16 protein-coding genes, 2 tRNA genes and 1 pseudogene are annotated in these 15,133 nt (G+C 43.4%); 8 read left to right on the top strand and 11 right to left on the bottom strand.

All coding sequences use genetic code 11. The annotated features are described in order from the left end of the window. A partial coding sequence (locus EKM76_RS10460) for an IS3 family transposase (protein WP_164507606.1) occupies positions 1–118 on the top strand: 118 nt, incomplete at its 5' end. A 556-nt stretch (positions 119–674) separates the two neighbouring features. After that, positions 675–1,268 carry a TVP38/TMEM64 family protein gene (locus EKM76_RS10455; RefSeq protein WP_125550609.1) on the top strand — a complete coding sequence of 198 codons (594 nt, stop codon included), beginning with the start codon at positions 675–677 and terminating at the stop codon, positions 1,266–1,268. Between the two features lie 44 nt (positions 1,269–1,312). On the opposite strand, the gene EKM76_RS10450 is transcribed toward EKM76_RS10455, so the two are convergent. Then, positions 1,313–2,473 (bottom strand): pyridoxal phosphate-dependent aminotransferase, encoded by a 1,161-nt coding sequence (locus EKM76_RS10450; protein ID WP_125550608.1) that lies wholly within the window; start codon positions 2,471–2,473, stop codon positions 1,313–1,315. 189 nt (positions 2,474–2,662) lie between these two features. On the opposite strand from EKM76_RS10450, the gene EKM76_RS10445 reads away from it, so the two are divergent. After that, positions 2,663–2,974 carry a nucleoside triphosphate pyrophosphohydrolase family protein gene (locus tag EKM76_RS10445; protein ID WP_125550607.1) on the top strand — a complete coding sequence of 104 codons (312 nt, stop codon included), beginning with the start codon at positions 2,663–2,665 and terminating at the stop codon, positions 2,972–2,974. 15 nt (positions 2,975–2,989) lie between these two features. Here the strand turns inward: EKM76_RS10445 and abc-f are convergent, their stop codons facing one another. Both abc-f and EKM76_RS10435 read right to left on the bottom strand, forming a co-directional pair. Beyond that, positions 2,990–4,492 carry a ribosomal protection-like ABC-F family protein gene (gene abc-f / locus EKM76_RS10440; protein ID WP_125550606.1) on the bottom strand — a complete coding sequence of 501 codons (1,503 nt, stop codon included), beginning with the start codon at positions 4,490–4,492 and terminating at the stop codon, positions 2,990–2,992. 238 nt (positions 4,493–4,730) lie between these two features. Beyond that, entirely contained in the window at positions 4,731–5,558 is an 828-nt protein-coding gene (locus tag EKM76_RS10435; protein WP_125550605.1) for an NAD(P)H-hydrate dehydratase, read from the bottom strand. A gap of 222 nt (positions 5,559–5,780) precedes the next feature. Here EKM76_RS10435 and EKM76_RS10430 point away from each other — a divergent pair. Further along, positions 5,781–6,035 (top strand): annotated as a pseudogene (locus EKM76_RS10430) (tyrosine-type recombinase/integrase); the annotation flags it as partial. 148 nt (positions 6,036–6,183) lie between these two features. Here the strand turns inward: EKM76_RS10430 and EKM76_RS10425 are convergent. Beyond that, a tRNA-Leu gene (locus EKM76_RS10425) sits at positions 6,184–6,267 on the bottom strand. A gap of 152 nt (positions 6,268–6,419) precedes the next feature. Here EKM76_RS10425 and EKM76_RS10420 point away from each other — a divergent pair. Further along, positions 6,420–6,782 carry a DUF1304 domain-containing protein gene (locus EKM76_RS10420; RefSeq protein WP_125550603.1) on the top strand — a complete coding sequence of 121 codons (363 nt, stop codon included), beginning with the start codon at positions 6,420–6,422 and terminating at the stop codon, positions 6,780–6,782. Between the two features lie 38 nt (positions 6,783–6,820). On the opposite strand, the gene EKM76_RS10415 is transcribed toward EKM76_RS10420, so the two are convergent. Then, positions 6,821–7,273, bottom strand: a complete 453-nt coding sequence (locus tag EKM76_RS10415; RefSeq protein WP_125550602.1) for a universal stress protein — start codon at positions 7,271–7,273, stop codon at positions 6,821–6,823. A gap of 134 nt (positions 7,274–7,407) precedes the next feature. Here EKM76_RS10415 and EKM76_RS10410 point away from each other — a divergent pair, with 134 nt between their 5' ends. Both EKM76_RS10410 and EKM76_RS10405 read left to right on the top strand, forming a co-directional pair. Further along, positions 7,408–8,010: an Ntn hydrolase family protein gene (locus tag EKM76_RS10410; protein WP_191986917.1), complete on the top strand. Its 603-nt coding sequence runs from the start codon at positions 7,408–7,410 to the stop codon at positions 8,008–8,010. Positions 8,011–8,023: 13 nt separating this feature from the next. Continuing rightward, positions 8,024–8,094 (top strand) — tRNA-Gly (locus EKM76_RS10405). A 507-nt stretch (positions 8,095–8,601) separates the two neighbouring features. On the opposite strand, the gene EKM76_RS10400 is transcribed toward EKM76_RS10405, so the two are convergent. Together EKM76_RS10400 and EKM76_RS10395 are read right to left on the bottom strand one after the other, a co-directional pair. Further along, complete coding sequence (locus EKM76_RS10400) at positions 8,602–9,366, bottom strand: sulfite exporter TauE/SafE family protein (protein WP_125550601.1); 765 nt, start codon at positions 9,364–9,366, stop codon at positions 8,602–8,604. A 32-nt stretch (positions 9,367–9,398) separates the two neighbouring features. Beyond that, positions 9,399–10,874 (bottom strand): MFS transporter, encoded by a 1,476-nt coding sequence (locus tag EKM76_RS10395; RefSeq protein WP_125550600.1) that lies wholly within the window; start codon positions 10,872–10,874, stop codon positions 9,399–9,401. 171 nt (positions 10,875–11,045) lie between these two features. Between EKM76_RS10395 and EKM76_RS10390 the strand changes: the two genes are divergently transcribed. Beyond that, complete coding sequence (locus EKM76_RS10390; protein WP_125550599.1) at positions 11,046–11,402, top strand: HIRAN domain-containing protein; 357 nt, start codon at positions 11,046–11,048, stop codon at positions 11,400–11,402. A gap of 886 nt (positions 11,403–12,288) precedes the next feature. Here EKM76_RS10390 and EKM76_RS10385 read toward each other — a convergent pair. The 4 genes from EKM76_RS10385 to EKM76_RS10370 are packed head-to-tail and all read right to left on the bottom strand — an operon-like array spanning position 12,289 to position 14,961. Continuing rightward, positions 12,289–12,507: a hypothetical protein gene (locus tag EKM76_RS10385; protein WP_125550598.1), complete on the bottom strand. Its 219-nt coding sequence runs from the start codon at positions 12,505–12,507 to the stop codon at positions 12,289–12,291. Positions 12,508–12,535: 28 nt separating this feature from the next. Continuing rightward, on the bottom strand, positions 12,536–13,123 hold the full coding sequence (locus EKM76_RS10380; RefSeq protein WP_125550597.1) for a hypothetical protein: 588 nt from the start codon (positions 13,121–13,123) through the stop codon (positions 12,536–12,538). Next, positions 13,116–13,577, bottom strand: a complete 462-nt coding sequence (locus EKM76_RS10375) for a MarR family winged helix-turn-helix transcriptional regulator (RefSeq protein ID WP_125550596.1) — start codon at positions 13,575–13,577, stop codon at positions 13,116–13,118. The genes EKM76_RS10380 and EKM76_RS10375 overlap by 8 nt, the downstream gene beginning before the upstream one ends. After that, a complete protein-coding gene (locus EKM76_RS10370) occupies positions 13,564–14,961 on the bottom strand; it encodes an MFS transporter (RefSeq protein ID WP_125550595.1) in 1,398 nt (465 codons plus the stop codon). Before EKM76_RS10370 ends, EKM76_RS10375 begins: the two co-directional genes overlap by 14 nt. Between the last annotated feature and the right edge of the window lie 172 nt (positions 14,962–15,133).

The following is a 15,133-nucleotide window of genomic DNA, read 5'->3' as shown; positions in this document are numbered from 1 at the left end:
ATTAACTTTAGCCGTATCGAACTGGATTCAATATTATAATGTCACACGAATCAAAACAAAACTGGGTGGTAAGAGCCCGGTTAAATACCGTGTTCTTACCACCCAGAAAGTCGCTTAAAGTTTCGTCCAATATTTGGGGTTCACTTCAGCCAGCCAAAGCGCACCACCTCCTTTTCAATTCACACAACAAATAAAAAAATGCGCTCGCACCTGGATCCGAAAATCCAGGGACGAACGCATTCGTGTTACCACCCTAATTTGTCACTACCTCACGATAGTCACCTCAAACAGTACGTCAGCACGCTAACTCAGTTAAAGTAAGGCTGATTATACTGGGCAAATATATCGCTTGCGAAACGAATCGCAGGCGTTAACCCACGATCAGCTCAGAGCTCATCTTCGATCAGTTCACTTTTGTACGCTCACATCAACCGTACTTGCTGGAAAAAGTTACCTGATCTACTCTTCTCTTCAACACTATCTATTAAATTAAAATTAATTATTAATCTTTTTTAAGTAACTGTCAACCTTATTTTTTAATTTAATTTAAATTAAAAAGCTAAATCAGCCGTAAGCCAACCAAAATTTCCGACTTTTGACTGAAGTGTTATTGTCGTCAAATCAGTTAAAATATGGTATAACTTTTAGTAATTTAATTAATGGAGGACCTGCGTATGAGTACCGTAACTTCGCGTCGACTGCTTAATATTGTCTCACTAGCCGGCTTAGGCATCTCAATTTGGTTCACAATTTATTGTTTTCACTTGGGCGTTTTTAAAAATACCGCAGCCTTACAAGGATTAGTTAGCCACGCCGAATTTTTTGGCCCCTTACTGTTTATTGGTCTGCAGATCGTACAAGTCGTGATTCCAATCATCCCCGGCGGTGTCAGCTTAGCCGCCGGTGTCTTAATTTTTGGGCCGGTTGAAGGCTTCGTCTACAACTATATCGGCATTGTGCTAGGCTCACTGGTTGCTTTTGCCCTAGGTCGGCGCTTCGGCACGCCGTTAATTCATCATTTGATCAGTCAAAAAACTTATGATCGCTATATCGGCCGTATCACTAACCAAAATCGGTTCACCAAGCTTTTCGCCCTAGCCATTTTCTTACCGGTGGCGCCAGATGATGTCTTATGTTTACTAGCTGGTTTGACGAAAATGTCATTCAAAACATTCACACTCATCATTTTATTAGGGAAACCCGCGTCGATCTTAGCTTACAGCTACGTTTTAGTTTATGGCGGTACGTTCTTGGCCCACCTGATTTAAAAAAAATAACGCTGACCAAATTGGTTAGCGTTATTTTAATATCCTTAATGTGCTTGCACAAATGCCGTCAATCGTTCAACTGCTTTTTGCAAGTTTGCCATGCTCGCGGCGTAACTGATCCGCACGTAGCCTTCACCGCCGGCACCAAAGGAGATGCCTGGGATCAGTGCTAGTTTTTGTGTTTTTGCCAATTCACGGACAAAGGTCCACGAATCTTGGGGACAGTTAGCTGGAATTTTAGCGAACAAATAGAAAGCACCATCTGGTCGCGCCATTTCAAAGCCCAGTGGTTCTAGTGATTTAATCAGATAATCACGGCGTTCGATGTACTGTTTCGCCATAACTTGGCTGTCTTCCTTACCATTAGTCATCGCTTCCAGTGCAGCATACTGCACCATGGTTACCGGTGCCGTGACCATATATTGATGGGCCTTGATCATTTCATCGGTCACTTTTTTAGGGGCCAACAAGAAACCGACCCGCCAGCCGGTCATTGCGTGGGACTTGGATAAGCCGTTGACCACGATCACTTGCTCCGGAATAAAGTTAGCCAGTGATTCATGTGGTTCACCGTAAGATAATTCAGCGTAAATTTCATCACTGACTACCCAAAGTTGGTACTTTTTGATCACTTTAGCCAAACCAGCTAATTCGTCATGATTATACGTGACCCCAGTTGGATTATTGGGATAGTTCAATACCAAAGCTTTAACTGTTTTATCACCTTGAGCTTCAATCGTTGCCGCCAAACGTTCTGGTGTCAAAACAAAGCCATCAGCACTGGTATCGATAAAAACAACTTGACCGTGGTTTAATAACGTATCCGGAATATAAATTGGGAAAATCGGTGTGGGGATGATCACGACATCGTCTGGGTTGACCAATGTCTGTAACGCTGTTGCGATGCCTTCGGTGGCCCCAACTGTTGTGATCACATTTTCTGCCTGATAATGCCAATTGAATTTCTCATTATAATACGCTGCTGCTGCTTCCCGCAATGCTGGGATCCCAGGATTAGGCGTATAATGCGACTGGTTATCTTCAATTGCCTTGATGGCTGCCTGCTTAACGTGTTCTGGCGTATTAAAATCAGGCTCACCTAAGGTCAATTTAACCATCCCTGGAACTTGACTGACCTCATTATCGAACTGGCGAATATCCGACACCGCAATTTTTTTAACAATTTGATTAAAATCTTCCCGCAAAACATTCCCTACTTTCTTAGTACATTCTAATCTCCATTATACTCGATTTAATTCGTCTGTGGCAGAAAAATTTTAAGCTGCCGTCGTTAAAATAAAAGCCACGAGCCAATTAATGGTCTATACTTAATAGACACACAAAAAAACGCCTTGTTTTACGGCGCCAAAAATAAATTAAAATCGAGGTCCCAAATGGAAATCAATGAACTCAGCACCCGCGCACGCAAAATTCGCACCGCCTATCATGAACTGGAAATCAAGCAGGACGGTCAGCCTTGGTCCACTGAACAGGATGCGCTGGCGTTTCTCACCGACGCTGGTCTCGTTGGTCGCTTGGTCATGGCGAAACAAGGCAGCTGGCCAACAAACGATCATGAATTTTCACTAGATTACAAAATTGCTGAATCAATTTGGTGGCTAAGCGCTTTGGCTGATGCTAACGACATTGATTTAGATGCCGCGCTGGAAAGTTTTCTGCGATCACGGGAACAACATTTAGAGTAGTAAAAAAGGCGGACATTAATTGTCTGCCTTTTTTAGTGTCACCACCTGCGTGGCCACGTGGTCAATAAAAGCCTGATCATGCTCGATCAGCAGCATCGTTGGCTGCACGGCCAGAATCAACTGTTCCAACTGTTCTTGATTGAAAACGTCCAAATAGTTCAACGGCTCATCCCAAATGTACAACTCTGCTGGCAACGACAATGATTTGGCCAATTCGACTTTTTTACGTTGCCCCATACTCATTAATTCGATCGGCGTATTAAAAACGTCCCGCGGCATGCCTAGTTTATGCAAATTATTCAGAAACATTGTGTAATCCAGCCCCTGTGTAGTCGCAAATTCGGTTAGCATGCCGCGGTTATCAGTATAATTTTGGCGAACGTAACTGATTTTTAACTGTTGTGGCTGTTGGATCGTTCCCTGAACCGTACCGTTGAATTGATGCAATAGTTGGTGCACCACGGTTGATTTGCCCGCACCGTTTGGCCCGATCAACGCTAAACGCTGACCTTGCAACAACTCAAAATTGAGTGGCTGAAATAGTGGCTGCGCGTAACCTAATTGCAATTGTGCCACCGTTAATAATCGTTGCTGGTGGCTGGGTTGAAACGCCATCGTCAGTGGATCGACTTGCTCAATATTCTGTAATAATTGTTCCTTTTCACTGATCTCAGTTTCCATGCGCTGCGCCAGATGCTTGGACCGTTTCATTGTCCGCGCTGCCCGCGCCCCAATAAAGCCAGTATCGTAAACAGCGCCACTACCTTTTTTACGCGGATCACCATATTTGTCGCCTTCCTGGGATTGTGACCATTTGGCCTTTTCGGCTGCAGTTTGTTTCAAGCGCCCAATATCTTTTTTCAATTTACTATTTTGTGCCTGTTCAAAGCTGTCGCTAAGCTGTTTCTGGGCCTCGTAAGTGGCAAAGTTGCCTTGATAACTACTGATTTGGCTTTTCTCGATCGCCAAGGTATGATCCGTGACTTGGTTGAGAAAATGCCGATCATGACTGACCACAATAAAGCCTTGCCGTTGTTGCTGTAAATAAGCGGCAACTTGCTGCCGGCCACGCAAATCCAAGTGATTCGTCGGCTCATCGATCAACGGAAACGCACCCGTTGCAGTAAATAACACAGCCAGCAACACTTTGGTTTGCTCGCCACCAGATAGCGTGCTAAACGGCCGCCACAATAAGTCCGGCGCTAAACCAAGCTGCCGCATTTCCCGCTCGATCTGCCACTGCTCAGCCGTACTGATTTCTGCCAATACGTCGTTAGTCAACTGACTTTGATCACGAATCGACTGTGGAAAATAACTAAATTGCTGGTGCTGCTGAATCGTCCCTTGATAGGGCAATTCTCCTTGCAACAAGCGTAGCAACGTTGTTTTGCCACGGCCGTTGCGCCCAACCAAACCCAGCTTCCACTGACTATCCAACAAAAAATTAGCTTGTTTAAATAACGGTTGTGCTTGACCATCGTAGCCAAAGGTTAAATTTTTAATTTCAATTTTAGACATAAAATCACCTCATATATAAATGACTGATTCCCGAATTAGCCCAAAAATACGCACACAAAAAGGAACCCACGCATTAAGTTACCTCGCCAATTCTGAAAATCTGCAGACCTCACCCGTAAAATGACGGTTAAAGTTGAACAGCTTTACAAATTGACTTAGTTTCTCAACGCACAGATCCCTCGTTTCGTTTTTAATTTAGTTGTAGTATAGCACGTTACTTATTATTCGTCACGTGAATTTAGCGACTCATCCGCGCCATGTATTGCGGTAACGCATCAATGATCTGTGTTGGCAAGGTTACGTACTGGCGCTGGGCTAACTGGTCACTGATTTGACTATGCGCATAAACCGCCGCCAAAATCGCCGCTTCACGCTGAGTAGTGAACTGAGCCAAAAAACCAGCTATAATACCAGTCAAACAGTCGCCCATCCCACCAGTAGCCATGGCCGCCGACCCCACTGGATTTTGCCACGCAGCTGACGGCAAATAAACTTCCGTCCGATGTGATTTTACGATCACGGTTGCGGCTAATTTTTGCTGAGCGACTTGATTTTTAGCCGGCGTTTGCTCAGCTAAAGCGAGTCCAGATAGCCGCTGCCATTCCATTTGGTGCGGTGTGAAAATAATTTGCGCCGTCGGTAACGTTAAGCGTTCTTGTGCCACCAAAGTGATCGCCGAGCCATCAATGATCAAATTTTGGTGCGGCTGCACCTGAGTGAAAACGAATTTTAAAATTGCTAAGGCAGTGGTATCGACGCCTAATCCTGGCCCGATCACCAGCACATCCATCTGCGGTATCAACTCGGCCAACATTGCTTGATCCTGATAATCCACCACCATCGCTTCCGGTAGCCGCGCATGTAAACTGACAAAATTCTGCGGCGCAGTGGCACAAGTCACCAAACCAGCGCCACTATAGACTGCTGCACTAGTACTCATAATGATCGCACCGCCAAAATTCTGGTTGCCGCCGATCGTTAATACACGCCCAAAACTGCCTTTATGACTTTCCTGCGACCGCGGCTGAATCACTTGCCGCACCAAAGCTTCCGTAATCTTTTGCATTCATGGCACTCCTTCACAATTAAAGTAAGCTATTAGTCAAAACCACTAATAGCCTCGTATGTTTCGTACGATGTCCATTCTTTTGGCAAAGTCCGTACCGCAAGAAACATGGCACTCCTTCACAATTAAATTGTATAACTACCCGTATTATAACATCGGTGCACATAAAAAAGCGTTGTAACCCCTTAGTATCGGAGTTACAACGCTTACATTTATACCGATATAGACATAAGTGGATTTCATTTCCATTCATTACGCCATACGCATGTGGCTTACCTGCTCGCACAGCAAATCGATCTGTATGCAATATCGAAACACCTCGGTCATTCTGATATTGGAACTACCAGCCGAGTTTACTCATATTTGATCGATGAGTACAAAGCAAAAACAGATATTGAAATCGAAAATGTACTGGGACAAATTACAGCCGAGCCAAAAGCATCCGATAAACCCGCATTAAATAAGCAATCACGTTAATATTTTTTGTGTGTGAGTTGTTGCAGATTGTGTGCAGACCTTGTAAATAAGGGTCTTTTCTAGCTTATTCTAAAAACAAAAAAATACCGCTAAACGTTAGTTTAACGGTATTCCTTAAAAATATATTTTGTTCTTATTTGTTCTAAAATGCCGCTGGCAGGGGTCGAACCTGTACTTCCCGAAGGAAACAGCACCCTGAATGCTGCGCGTCTGCCAATTCCGCCACAGCGGCAAAAGCTCATTTTGAGCACTTAAATAGTTTAGCATTTTCACAGCCAATTGGTCAAGGTGATTTTAATATAAAACCATTCGCTAACGTAAAATTCGCGTCCTGCTCGCGACTAGCTTATAATGAAAAATAAGCACCTATTTGGAGGTAAAAAGATGACCATATTCACACTGATATTAGCTGGCTTAGTTGGCCTAGAGCACCTCGGTATCATGGGTTTAGAAATGTTTGCTGGACCGAAAACACAGGCCAAAGCATTGGATATGCGACTTAATTTTGTCAAATTACCCAATGCACAAATTGCGCTGGCCAATCAAGGTATTTATAACGGTGCCTTGGGTTTATTGATCATTAGCAGCCTATTCTTTTTCAGCGGCAGCCCCTTGGCCGCTGTACTTAGGTTACTGATGCTATTTGTCATGATCGTCGCAACTTATGGCGGTTTTACGGCAACTAAAAAAATTTTTATGATACAGCTTTTACCCGCCACCATCGTTTTCATTTTACTCTGGTTATAAAAAAACGCCTAAGTCGAATTGACTTAGGCACTAATTACTTATTTGTCGTCATCATCTTCATCGTTAACAACTAACACTTTAGTCGTGCTATGCTGCACCACATAACTAGTGGTCGAACCTAACATGATTCGCGATAAAGCATCGACACCGCTTTTACCCATGACTGTTAAGTCAATTTTGTATTCCTCAGGCAATTCTAGCGCGATTGCTTTTTTTGGATTACCATTAGTTAAAATCGTTGTCGCTTTGATCCCTTTGTCTTTAATTTTAGTTTCAGCTTCATCCAGAATGCGTTGGGAACGTTCCCGCATTTCCGAATAAAAATTCGTTGGTGCGGCCATACCATAACCATAAGCGACAAATTGCTGTTCATTAATGATCGACGTAATAAACAACTCAGAGCTAAATTTTTGCGCCAGGTCAATTGCTTCTTTCAATGCGACTTCAGCGTTACGACTACCGTCCAGCGGTACTAAAATGCGTTCATACATATAAGGCACCTCTTTCGTTTTTTATAACTTTATTATACGTTAGAAGTAATCACCAATAACAGAAATATGCATAGACGAGATAAATAGCAGGAAAAATTACTCTACTTAGAATCAACACAAAAAGGAGGCCAGCCATGACAATTGCAATCGGCATTAGTAACTTTTCTGGCAGCATCATCGCCACTGATTCGCGGCTGACCATGCCGCTTGATCATCACTTACATGTCACCAGTGACCACACGCAGAAAATTTTCCGGGTCAATAATTGTTTAGTCGCTACTGCCGGTCAATATAACCTTAAATTCGATTATCACTGGCTAACCGTTAAAGAATTTCTCCTTAATTTTGCTGCACGACACCCTGATTTAGCTGATCGCAAGCTGGCAATGGTGTTACAACAGGAAATCAGCACCACTGATCTAGCCAATAACGACTTTATCATGGCTACGGGCAGTTCAATTTGGCAGATCACACAGCATTCACTAGCGATGACTAATTATACTGCAATCGGCCAACCACAAGCAGTTGATTATTTTAATCACGCTTACTGTAATGCTAGTCGGAACCTGCCGATTACACAATTAGCCGCAGAACTTCCAGCTAAGTTGACTCACCTGATCGAAACACATCCACAGATTCGGAAAATTGGCGGTCCGATCCAGATTGCGTGCATCGGTAATAAAATGTATGAAAATCCAAATAGGACTAGCGACACTAATTTAGATATGCTATACTAAAATAGTTGAAATTGCGGGTGTAGTTTAGTGGTAAAATTCCAGCTTCCCAAGCTGAGGTCGCGAGTCCGATTCTCGTCACCCGCTTAATTGAATCAAGTTTGTCAGACCAACGTTTATAGGGCGTTGGTTTTTTTGTATTTTTTGTATAAATCCATGCTATAAATGTAATTGCTAAATGGAATAAGGATGCTTCAATCAGTAAACGTCGTGTCCAACCGCTGACGATTTTTGTGTGGCATCAGTCAGAACTATGGTCTACTTTTCCACATCAGGTAATAAATGGATGCTATTCCTTCTGGTCTTATCAACCAGTAAACGTAGCCGGTACCGCTATCCCAATCGATGGCGGTTTTTGTGTACCAAAAAAGCCAGCGGGTTCAACCCACTGACTTTTGAAACTAACAACACTCAGAATCACAGCTTTAAGTACATCTACCGCAATCATCTCAGGTAAGCAGTATACTTCATGTCCCCCGACAATTCGTTATTTTAATAACTAAATAAACTGCTTCACTTTATTTCTAGCGAATACTCTATTTACTCACTTGCGGATTTTTTATTAAGTACGCCTATTTTAATGATCTTTTCACTTTAAAAGTACGCCGAATAGAATAACGAGCCCGCTAACCCAAAGGCAGCGAATGCGATAACGATCCGCAATGGCCGTGCTGGTATGTAACGAATAACCACTGGCCCCAAGTAGCCACCAATAAACATCCCGATTCCCATCGGCAACACCATCCACCAATAAACTTTAGTCGTAAAAGTATAGATCACTAACGACATCACGTTGGTAACGAAGGAAGCAAAATTTTTGATGGCGTTGGTGACCGCAAAGGATTTGTTCAGCGTCACAATTAAAATGGACAACAAGATCATCCCAGCTGAAGCGCCAAAATAGCCAATATAGATCCCCACCAAAAGTACCGCCATATTTTTAAGCAACTTAACAGAGCGGCGATTGGGATCAGCGGTCTGCTTAGGCGGTTTTCTAAATTGCGACCAAAGCATCAAAACGCCAGCGCTAAAAACTAGAAATGGCACAACCCGTGCAAAAGTCGTTTCCGGGGCAAAAACTAACAAGATACTACCTAGTATCCCACCAATTAGTGCGTATGCGGTAACTTGCCACATGTCCCGCTGATTGTGTTGTAATTCTTTAACCGAGGATATGCTGGAACCCACACCCGTAAAGATCAGTGCGGCAGTATTGGTGGTGTTAGCGCTAATTGGTGGTACGCCTAGCAACAACAGGACCGGATAAGAAACTAAAGAGGCCAATCCTGCAATTGATGAAAGCAAACCGGCAACGATCCCCGTAACAAATAAAATAGTGATGGTCATTGGTAGTGCCAAGTGATCAGCCTCTTTCTCAATAGTGCTTATTTTTATGGATGTAACCGTGCTTGTTGCTCCAAATGCTGTGCCCAAATATTAATGGCTAAAGCTACCAGCATCAACACTAATGATAATAACATAATATGTTGTAAGCCATTATGTAAAATCACGCGCATCTGCGGAATCAGCTTAGCTGGTAGCGTGGCAAGGTTGGAGGCGTCGCTTAATTTATTCATCATCTTCATTGTAATTTTACCGCCCGCTGCAGCGACACCACTGCGCAGCGCATGATTCATGAGCAATCCAAAAATCGAAGCGGTAAAAGTCTGACTTAACATGCGGATCAAAAAACTAAATGAGGTTGCGACGGGGACATCATTTTGCGCGGCATCTTGTTGAACTTTTACCTGAAGCTCATTAAAGCAAGCCCCGTTACCAAAGCCTTCAAATGCTGCTGCCACTAATAGTAGCCAATATGGCGTGCGCACACCTAAAATTAACAATAACACAAACGCGATGGTTAAGGTGATAATTCCTAAACCGATCACTTTTTGCGGCGAAAAATATTTTCGTAGTGGTGCCACTGAGCCGGAACCAATAAAATCAGTCACTGAACTGGGGATCTGGGTGGCACCACCAATTAAGGCGGTGGTCCCCAGCAATCCTTGCGCCCACATTGGACTGTAGATCAAAAAGCCGACAAAGGCGCCCCAAATTAAGGTGAATAACGCAAAATCAATCATTAAGGCACGATTTTTAAATAGTCGACTGGGAATAATTGGATCGATCGCATTTTTTTCTAAACGGATCATTCCGCCTAAACAAACGACCGCTAAGACTAACGCACCAATAATAATGGCTGCATTAGCACTGCCGATCATCTCGATCCCCGCCAGCAAACTGACCAAACCCAATGTCATCAAAATTGCCCCACGGTAATCAATTGGTTTATTTTGTTGTGTTACCGGCTGCACATGATAATAAATTTGGACTAATACCGCTGAGATCAAGCCAATCGGTACATTTAAGTAAAAGATCCAGTGCCAGCTAAATGTGTCCACAATATAACCACCCACCAGTGGCCCAATGATCGTTGCCATGCTATAACTGGCGGAGACCAAGCCCAGGACTTGCATCCGTTTACGTGGGTTAGCGAACATCCGCGCGTAGATAATGTACGGCAATGACACCATCCCGCCGTTGCCAATGCCGGCAATCGTCCGGGCAATGATCAGAAAAACAATATTCGGTGCTAGTCCCTGGAGTAACGCCCCAACAACAAAAAATAACGCTGCTAGTTGATAACTGCGCTTATTACCGATATGCTCGCCGAGTTTACTCCATAACGGTGTGCTGACCGCGGTGCCCAACAAGAATACAGCAACGATCCAGCCCATCATTTCGATCCCATGCAGATCAGAAATGATCGCCGGTAAAGCTGTATTGATGATCGTATTATCCAAACCGCTCATAGCGTTGGATAGCAGCAACGCACAAGTAACGATAATAATATTATGCTTTGACAAAAAAGTCGCTTCCCTACTTCACAAAAATTAAACCATACCGTTTATGTTACAACTTATAACCCTATTTGAAAATAATCAATCGACTTAAATTATGCCGCCATAATTAGTATTGGTAAGTGAAGCGGTATCATGCTATGCTTGAATCAAAATATGATGTGAGGTGCTTTGATCATGGCAAAAGATAAACCATTCCGGCCTAAATACGAACCTAGTCGCCACTTACTTGATTTTCACATTGCTGGCTTTACTTATCATGATGGCCTCGATGTGATCGATGAATTAACGCTCGGTAAACCCGTCACGCTTATCGCCGAGTCCGATAACCCAGTAGATGGTGAAGCCGTCGCAATCTACTACCACAAACACAAACTAGGTTACGTACCAGCGGCTAAAAATGAATTCATCAGCAAACTGCTATATTTCGGCTACGGCGACTTTTTAGAAGCCCGAATTCAGTATATGAATAAGGAGACCCATCCCGAACGCCAATTTCGCGTGGTGGTGCAACTTAAGGATAATCGCAAATAAAAAGCCTGCTAGCCCCTAAATTTGAAATTCATTCTGAAATTTTTCTGTATTAATTCGTAGGCAGAGTTAGTTTGGTGCCATTCCGGTGCTGGCGTATGGAACGCGTGGCACGGTGGCAAGCTAATTTTCTTTCCAATTAAACTCATTGGAAAAGAAAATGGATCTTGCCAATCGCGCATGGTACTAGGCGACCATAAATCGGTCACCAAGTACCATCGACACAGCTGCGACTTGGGACTTGCCGTACTTCGGCAATAGTCCAATCGACAACGGGAAGAACGTTCTGTTTAGCAAATAAGTACTAATTGCGATACTTGTAAATAGTGTTATTAAGAACGAGCGACAGTGATACGCCAGCGCCTCCATTTCACCTTGACAGCGCTAGATCACTATTTCATGGATTGGGTTAAACATTTAGTTAGCTCAATTAGGATTAACCGATGATTATTGGTGATTCGTAGGTTTAAAGTAGGTTATATGCGCATAAAAACACCGGTAAGCAGTCATAAAACTGTTTTACCGGTGTTTTGTATTCTGAATTATCACTAGCTTTGCCACCTAAACAATCAATAATCGAACGTTCAACCATGGCCTGCTAGAATGGAGGCGCCAGTGGACCACTGTCACTCGATTTTTGAAACACTATTTAGCAAGTATTAATTTTTAGATCATCTTCGCTAAACAGAGCCGGCTTCCCGACGTCGATTGAACTATGGCAGAAACCGCCAAGTTCAAGTTGCAGATGTGCCGATAGTTCTTAATGGCGATTTATGCCATTTAGAACTTTGCGTGGCTGGCGAGATCTATTTTTCCGTCCACTGGTGACGGAATGTAAGCTCACTAGCTCTGCTTCCAGCCAAACTGGATTAGATCGACGGTCATTATTTTATTCATAGTCCACTTCATCATCGTCTAAACGCCGTTCTAGCGCCATAATTGATTCGTCAGTTGAACTGATTTCTTCGTTGATCTCCGCCAAAGTTTGGCCCGAGGCACTATAACCTTTGTACAACGCCGTCATATAATCAGTTTCCGCTAACTGCCGAGCATGCTCGCGTAAATTACCCAGCTGCAAAATTAGGTCTTCGTATTCACGATCATTCATTAAGCTCACCTCAATTTTGGTTAAATCATTAAGCCAACGCTTCTGGTGCCGCTAATTGTGGGCCTTGGTTGTTGCGCGCCAATACCCAATCATCATAATTCCACTCTTCCGTTGCTCTTCTAGAACGGAAATAATCCCAACGTGATTCCCGCTCCAACTCGATCACCTGTCCATCAGGTCCAATCGACGCCCAATTATACGATCCATTATCATGCGCAAACTTGACCCATTGCACAGCAAACGCTTGGCGCACTCCTTGATCATCGATAAAATAGCGCTGTTGCTTATCGGTACGCATATAATGCAGCCCGCGCGCATAATCAGCGTCAACCGTTTGCCAAACTTGTTCAGCTATCTGAATAACATCACCCTTGATCGGTAACGTCAGCTGATCAAAGGCGACATAGAAACGATTGTAACTGATCAATCGCTCATCAGCCCCGTAAACTAGCGTGATGTGAGCATTATTGGGGCTGAACTCAGGCGTCATCTGATAGCGTTCGACCCGAACCTCTTCTCGATTACGACGGTGGGTTTCCGTAGTCACTAATTTAAAATTATTGGGAATGATCAACGCCTGAATTGCCCGTTGCTTGATCAATACATGATTAGTCATTTGGCTCGTCCTCCTTGATTGACAGTAACTGATTCAAATCACGATCAACGCTGCCTAAAAAGTTCTGTAACATAGCGACTTGTTGCTGATCAAATGATTGAATCAACGCTTGATTAATTTGTGGTAACCGTTGCACCAATTGGTCATATTGCCGCTGACCTAGAGCCGTTAGTTTGATGACACGGCTGCGGCCATCAGCTGGTGATTTTGCTTTAACGATATAACCTAGGTCAATTAAGCGTTTAAGCCGCCGGGTCACATTGCTTGGATTCAAGTAAAGCACATCAAATAATTCTTCCTGCGACAATGTCCCGTGCTCACCAACTTTCAAAATAAAAAAATAGGTGCTGGCGGTTAAATTGAGATCTTTTAATTGCTGATTCAAATACTGGCGACTTTTTTGTGCCACAATATTAAAACGGCGAATGTAACCATCCAGCTCATCGATTGCCATCGCTGGTCAACTCCTTTTTCCGGTGCCAAATTAAAATAAACAGCGCAACTGATAATAACAACAGCGCGACTAGATAAGTCCCACGTTGAGCTTTGAGCAAAATTGGCCGCGCCATCCCTAACGCTGTATCGACTTGCCGTTGACTAAAAAGTGATAATAAGCGGTAGAAAATCAGCGTAGATAAGGTTGTGCCTAAAACTAAGCCAAACTCACGAACTAACGAATTGGTGGCGCCGGCTAGACCGCGCATTTTATTGGGTACTGCTTGCATAACGATCACATTATTTGGTGTGCCAAAAAGAGCAGTGCCCACGGCGATCAAAACTGAATTAAAGATAAAATAAGTTGGTTCAAAGCGCGCGGTCGCAAACGCTAAGCTTAATTGCGCCACAACCAAAATCGCCATCCCGATCGTCATTTCCAGTCGTTGATCATAGCGATCAGAAATGTATCCAGCTAGCGGAGAAGCCACCAATGACACGATCGGCGTTACCATCAGCAACAAACCAGTTACCCCAGGCGAGTATTGCAACACCAGCTGTAAATAGAGTGGTGCCAAAATAGTAAAGAAGTACGCCACAATAAAACTTAAAAAGGCGACCAACAAACTTTGACTAAATAATTGATAGCGAAAAATCTTAAAATCTAATAACGGCACGGCAATTTTACTTTCGACCCGCCAAAAAATATAACTGAAAATTACCATTAACAAGATCATGACCCACCAATACCTGAGTTGCATCGTGGCCAAATATAAAGCACTGGTAGCCAAAGCTAAGCTAGCCGCTCCTAACCAATCGATTTTACTGCTGCTGCGCTGCTGACTTTTAGGAAAAACAGTCACTTCCGCAATTAAACACAGCAAGCCTAACGGTAAATTTATCCAGAAAATGTAATTCCATGGTAGTTGTACCAGAATCAGCCCACCAAGTCCTGGCCCTGCTAGAGCACCTAACGAAATAAAAATACCCTCAATACCAAACGCCCGCCCTAATTGTTCCGGTGGAAAAATATCGGTCACTAACGCATAACTGTTTGCCATCGTCATACTAGCGCCAATTCCTTGCACGAAGCGACCCAATAAAACGATGCTCAGCGAACCCCCTGAACCCGCTAGAAATGAACCCACTAGGAAAATCAAGGTGCCCCATTTAAAAACTCGACTACGACCAAACTGATCACCGATCTGGCCAAAAAGTAATAAGCTGGCACAAATAGTGATCAAATAACTAGAAATAATTAAAGTCGTTGCCCCAGTGGTGATCGCCAAATCACGAGCAATATCCGGAATTGCGATGGCCACGATACTACCGTCAACGATCACCATGAAGAAAAATAAACCGATAACTGCCAACATCGTCCAACGCTTAACCGCAGATTGCATATTATTTACCTCCATGCGTAGTGGGTACTGTCAAACGTACCTCGTTTTTGTTATTAATTTCCGAATATTAAAAAACACCCGAACGTCTTTTTCTGGTATTCTTGGTGTGCGAACAACAAGAAAATCCAGAAAGAAGGATTCGAGTGCATACACCATTAATAGCCTATTTAGT

This window comes from Loigolactobacillus zhaoyuanensis, assembly GCF_003946385.1.
GTDB classification, from domain to species: Bacteria; Bacillota; Bacilli; order Lactobacillales; family Lactobacillaceae; genus Loigolactobacillus; species Loigolactobacillus zhaoyuanensis.
This window is presented reverse-complemented; position numbering and strand designations above follow the sequence as displayed.

Coding starts and splice junctions, on each gene's coding strand:
- EKM76_RS10455 (WP_125550609.1), top strand. CDS start 675: ATGAGTACCGTAACTTCGCGTCGACTGCTTAATATTGTCTCACTAGCC.
- EKM76_RS10445 (WP_125550607.1), top strand. CDS start 2,663: ATGGAAATCAATGAACTCAGCACCCGCGCACGCAAAATTCGCACCGCC.
- abc-f (WP_125550606.1), bottom strand. CDS start 4,492: ATGTCTAAAATTGAAATTAAAAATTTAACCTTTGGCTACGATGGTCAA.
- EKM76_RS10435 (WP_125550605.1), bottom strand. CDS start 5,558: ATGCAAAAGATTACGGAAGCTTTGGTGCGGCAAGTGATTCAGCCGCGG.
- EKM76_RS10420 (WP_125550603.1), top strand. CDS start 6,420: ATGACCATATTCACACTGATATTAGCTGGCTTAGTTGGCCTAGAGCAC.
- EKM76_RS10415 (WP_125550602.1), bottom strand. CDS start 7,273: ATGTATGAACGCATTTTAGTACCGCTGGACGGTAGTCGTAACGCTGAA.
- EKM76_RS10410 (WP_191986917.1), top strand. CDS start 7,408: ATGACAATTGCAATCGGCATTAGTAACTTTTCTGGCAGCATCATCGCC.
- EKM76_RS10390 (WP_125550599.1), top strand. CDS start 11,046: ATGGCAAAAGATAAACCATTCCGGCCTAAATACGAACCTAGTCGCCAC.
- EKM76_RS10385 (WP_125550598.1), bottom strand. CDS start 12,507: ATGAATGATCGTGAATACGAAGACCTAATTTTGCAGCTGGGTAATTTA.
- EKM76_RS10380 (WP_125550597.1), bottom strand. CDS start 13,123: ATGACTAATCATGTATTGATCAAGCAACGGGCAATTCAGGCGTTGATC.
- EKM76_RS10375 (WP_125550596.1), bottom strand. CDS start 13,577: ATGGCAATCGATGAGCTGGATGGTTACATTCGCCGTTTTAATATTGTG.
- EKM76_RS10370 (WP_125550595.1), bottom strand. CDS start 14,961: ATGCAATCTGCGGTTAAGCGTTGGACGATGTTGGCAGTTATCGGTTTA.